This is a genomic window from Streptomyces sp. NPDC006450, assembly GCF_040612195.1.
Taxonomy (GTDB): domain Bacteria; phylum Actinomycetota; class Actinomycetes; order Streptomycetales; family Streptomycetaceae; genus Streptomyces.
This window is the reverse complement of sequence record NZ_JBEXPT010000224.1, coordinates 1-4,497: the sequence shown is the minus strand read 5'-3', so window position 1 is coordinate 4,497 and position 4,497 is coordinate 1. Positions and strand designations below refer to the sequence as shown.

Here is a 4,497-nt window from a genome sequence, read left to right as displayed (position 1 = left end):
ACGACCCGCCACAACCAACTGCTCCGCCGACACCGCACGCGACACCAACGAACCCACCACCGCAACCGGCACACCCACACCATCCGCAACGGTGATGGCCGAGACCTCCTCGCCCCGGATGCGTCGGATGTGCACGCGCAGCGTCGCCGCGCCGGCGGTGTGGAGCGTCACCCCGTTCCAGGAGAACGGGAGCAGCGTCACCTTCTCGGTGCCGTCGGGGTCGTCCAACAGCAGGTCCACGTGCATGGCGGTGTCGAGCAGCGCCGGGTGCAGCCCGTAGGCGCGGGAGTCGGAGACCGAGGACTCCGGGAGGGCGACCTCGGCGAAGACGTCGTCGCCGCGCCGCCAGGCCGCCTTGAGGCCCTGGAAGACCGGGCCGTAGCCGTACCCCCGCTCCGCGAGGAACCCGTAGGCGTTGCTCACGTCGAGCTCGTCCGCGTCCTCCGGGGGCCAGACCCCGAGGTCCACCGCGGCAGCGGAGTCCTGCTCCGCGTCTGCGGACGAGAGGGTGCCCGAGGCGTGCCTGACCCAGGCGAGGGCCGCATCGCCGAGGCGGGAATGGATGGCGATCGTGCGGGTCCCGGACGCGTCGGGCGCTCCGAGGACGACCTGCACCGCGGCGCTCTCCCCGTCCGGGAGCAGCAGCGGCGCCTCCAGCGTGAGCTCGTCGACGCGGGTGCAGCCCACCTCCCCGGCCGCGCGCAGGGCGAGCTCGACGAAACCGGTGCCCGGGAAGAGGACGTTGCCCAAGACCACGTGGTCGGCGAGCCACGGCTGGGCGTCGGAGGACAGCCGGCCGGTGAGCACTAGCTCACCGGACTCCGGCGAAGCGACCGAGGCGCTCAGGATGGGATGGCCGACCGCGTCCAGACCTGCCGCGTCAAGGTCCCCTGCAGCAGTCCCGGGGAGATCGATCCAGTAGCGGTCGCGCTGGAAGGCGTACGTGGGCAGGTCGATCCGGGCCGGGGCGTGCTCGGCGTAGAACGCCTCCCAGTCGACGGTCGTGCCGGAGACGTGGAGGCGGGCCAAAGCGGCGAGGACCGATTCGGCTTCGTCCTTGTCCGCGCGCAGGCTCGGTACCACCACGGCGCGGGAATCGTCCGGGAGGGACTGCTGGGTCAGCGCCGACAGAACGCCCTGCGGGCCGATCTCCAGGAAACGGGAGACGCCCAGACCGTTCAGGGCCGAGACCGCGTCCGCGAAGCGGACCGGGCGCAGGACGTGCTCGATCCAGTACTCCGGGTCCTGCCACGCGGCATCCGGAGCTCCGGTGACCGTGGAGACGGCCGACACCTTGGCCGGCTGGAAGTCGAGTCCTTCCACCACCTTGCGGAACGGCTCGATCATCGGCTCCATCAGCGGAGAGTGGAAAGCGTGACTGACCTCCAGCCAACGCACCCGACGACCCTCAGCCCGGAAACGCTCCTCGATCGGGGCAAGCGATTCACGGGGACCCGACGCCACCACCGAACGCGGCCCGTTCACCGCAGCCACACCCACATCAACGAGCCCGGCCAGCGCCTCGACCAGCTCGCCTTCCGTGGCCTCGACCGCCAGCATCGCCCCGCCCGCCGGCAGGGCCTGCATCAGACGACCACGCGCCGCCACCAGAGAGCACGCATCCGCCAGTGAAAGCACACCGGCGATGTGCGCTGCGGCAATCTCACCCACGGAGTGGCCCGCCACAACATCAGGCAGAACACCCCACGACGCCCACAACCGCGCCAGAGCCACCTGAAGCGCGAACACCGCAGGCTGCGAAACCCCCGTCCCCCACACCTCAGAACCCGACTCACCATCCAGCAGCAACGGGCCTACAGACACGTCCAGTTGAGCATCGAGCAGCCCGCACACCTCGACCAGAGCCTCACGGAACACCGGGAACCGAGCCACAAGACCCGCACCCATACCCGACCGCTGCGAACCCTGACCCGAGAACGCGAACGCCAACCGGCCACCCGACCGCACCGCACCCACCACGACCGACGCGTCACCACGCCCCGCCGCCACCACCTCAAGCCCAGCAGCCAGTTCCTCGACATCCGCAGCCAGAACCACCGCACGGTGCTCAAGACCCGCACGCGTCACCACCTGCGAGAACGCAACATCAGCAAGCCTCAGCGACACATCCGAAGCAACGTACTCGCGAAGCCGCTCAGCCTGACCCCGCAGCGCCACCGCCGACTTCGCCGACACCACCACCGGCACCACACCCACGACCGGAGCATCCACCACAGCGGTAGCCGCCGCCTCGGTCCCCGGGGCCGCCGGCGGCTCCTCCACGATCACATGCGCATTCGTGCCGCTGATCCCGAAGGAGGACACACCCGCACGACGCGGCGTCTGCGCCGCCGGCCACTCCACAGCCTGGTCGAGGAGGCGGACCGCGCCGGACTCCCAGTCGACCTGCGAGGACGGCTCGTCGCTGTGGAGGGAGCGGGGCAGCACGCCGTGCCGCATCGCCATGACCATCTTGATGATCCCGCCGACACCGGCCGCCGCCTGGGCGTGGCCCATGTTCGACTTCAGCGACCCCAGCCACAGCGGGGCATCGCCCGGCCGCTCCTGACCGTACGTCGCCAACAGCGCCTGCGCCTCGATCGGGTCGCCCAGCGTCGTACCAGTGCCGTGGCCCTCCACCGCGTCGACGTCCGAGGCCGACAGCCGGGCATTGGCCAGGGCCTGCCGGATCACCCGCTGCTGCGAAGGACCGTTCGGCGCCGTCAGACCATTGCTCGCGCCGTCCTGATTGACCGCACTGCCCTTGATCACCGCCAGAACCTTGTGACCGTTCCGCTCCGCATCCGACAGACGCTCCAGGAGCAGCAGGCCCACACCCTCCGACCATCCGACGCCGTCCGCGCCCGCTCCGAAGGACTTGCAGCGGCCGTCGGCCGCGAGGCCGCGTTGGCGGCTCATGTCCACGAACGTGTCGGGGGTGGACATGACCGTCACGCCACCGGCCAGTGCCAGCGAGCACTCCCCGGCCCGCAGCGCCTGCATCGCCCAGTGGATGGCGACCAGCGACGAGGAGCAGGCGGTGTCGATGGTGACGGCGGGGCCTTCGAGGCCGAGGGTGTAGGCCACCCGGCCGGACACCACGCTGGCGAGGCTGCCGTTGCCGTGGTAGGCGGCGATGTCCTCGGGCAGCGGGCCCGAGCGCAGGCCCCAGTCGTGGTACATGACGCCGGCGAACATGCCGGTGTCGCTGCCCTTGAGGGTGGCGGGGTCGATCCCGGCACGCTCCAGGGTCTCCCATGACGTCTCCAGCAGCAGGCGCTGCTGCGGGTCCATGGCCTGGGCCTCGCGGGGGCTGATCCCGAAGAACTCGGGGTCGAACTGGGCCGCGTCGTGGAGGAAGCCGCCTTCCCGCGTGTAGCTCTTGCCGGGCGTGCCCGGTTGGGGGTCGTACAGGCTGCGCGGCCAGCCGCGGTCGGCGGGGAAGGCCGAGATGACGTCGCGGCCCTCGGCGACGAGCTGCCACAGGTCCTCGGGCGAGGTCACGTCTCCGGGGTAGCGGCAGGCCATGCCGACGATGACCACGGGGTCCTCGTCGGTGTTGGTCGCCGCGACGGCCGGCCGCGGCCGCTGCGGGGTCCGCTCCGCCGTCGAGGCGAGGTGGCCGGCGAGGGCGACGGGAGTGGGGTAGTCGAAGGTGAGCGTGGCGGGCAGGCGCAGCCCCGCGACGGAGTTGAGCCTGTTGCGCAGTTCGACGGCGGCGAGCGAGTCGAACCCGAGGTCGGTGAACGGGCGGGCCGGGTCGACTTCCTCCGGGCCGGCGTGTCCGAGGATCTCGGCGGCCTGGCCGCGTACGAGGCCCAGGAGGAACTCGGCGCGTTCGGTGTCGTCGAGTCCGGCGAGTCGCCGGGCGAGGGACTGCCCGGGGGCGCTGCCGGCCCGGGAGTCCCGGCGTACGGGGCGGCGTACGAGTCCGCGCAGTACGGCCGGGATCTCCTGGCTGCCCGCCGCCAGAGCGCGGGTGTCGATGCTCAGCGGGGCCACGGCAGCCAGATCGGCGGTGAGGGCCTGGTCGAAGAGGTCGAGGTTCTCGCTGGGCGAGAGTCCTTGCAGGCCGATGCGACGGGCGCGCTGGAGTGCGGCCTCGTCGAGTTCGCCGCCCATGCCGGAGCCGCCGGTCCACAGGCCCCACGCGAGTGAGGTGGCGGGCAGTCCGAGGGAGCGGCGGTGTCCGGCGAGGGCATCGAGGAAGGTGTTCGCCGCGGCGTAGTTGCCCTGCCCGGCGCCGTCGAGGAAGCCGGACGCGGAGGAGTAGAGGATGAAGGCGTCGAGGTCGAGGCCGGCGGTCTGCTCGTGCAGGTGCCAGGCCGCGTCAGCCTTCGGGGCGAAGACCCGGTCCACCTGTTCGGGGGTCAGGTTGGCGATGACGCCGTCCTCGACGATCCCGGCGGTGTGGACGACGGCGCTCAGCGGGTGCTCCGCAGGGATCCCCGACAGCACACCGGCCACCGCGTCGGGATCACTCACATCCGCCGCGAC

General features: G+C 71.6%; 1 protein-coding gene. It reads right to left on the bottom strand.

Annotated features, from left to right (window positions below):
• A partial coding sequence (locus ABZY57_RS32080) for a type I polyketide synthase (protein ID WP_356517957.1) occupies positions 1–4,485 on the bottom strand: 4,485 nt, incomplete at its 3' end.
• Positions 4,486–4,497 lie beyond the last annotated feature (12 nt).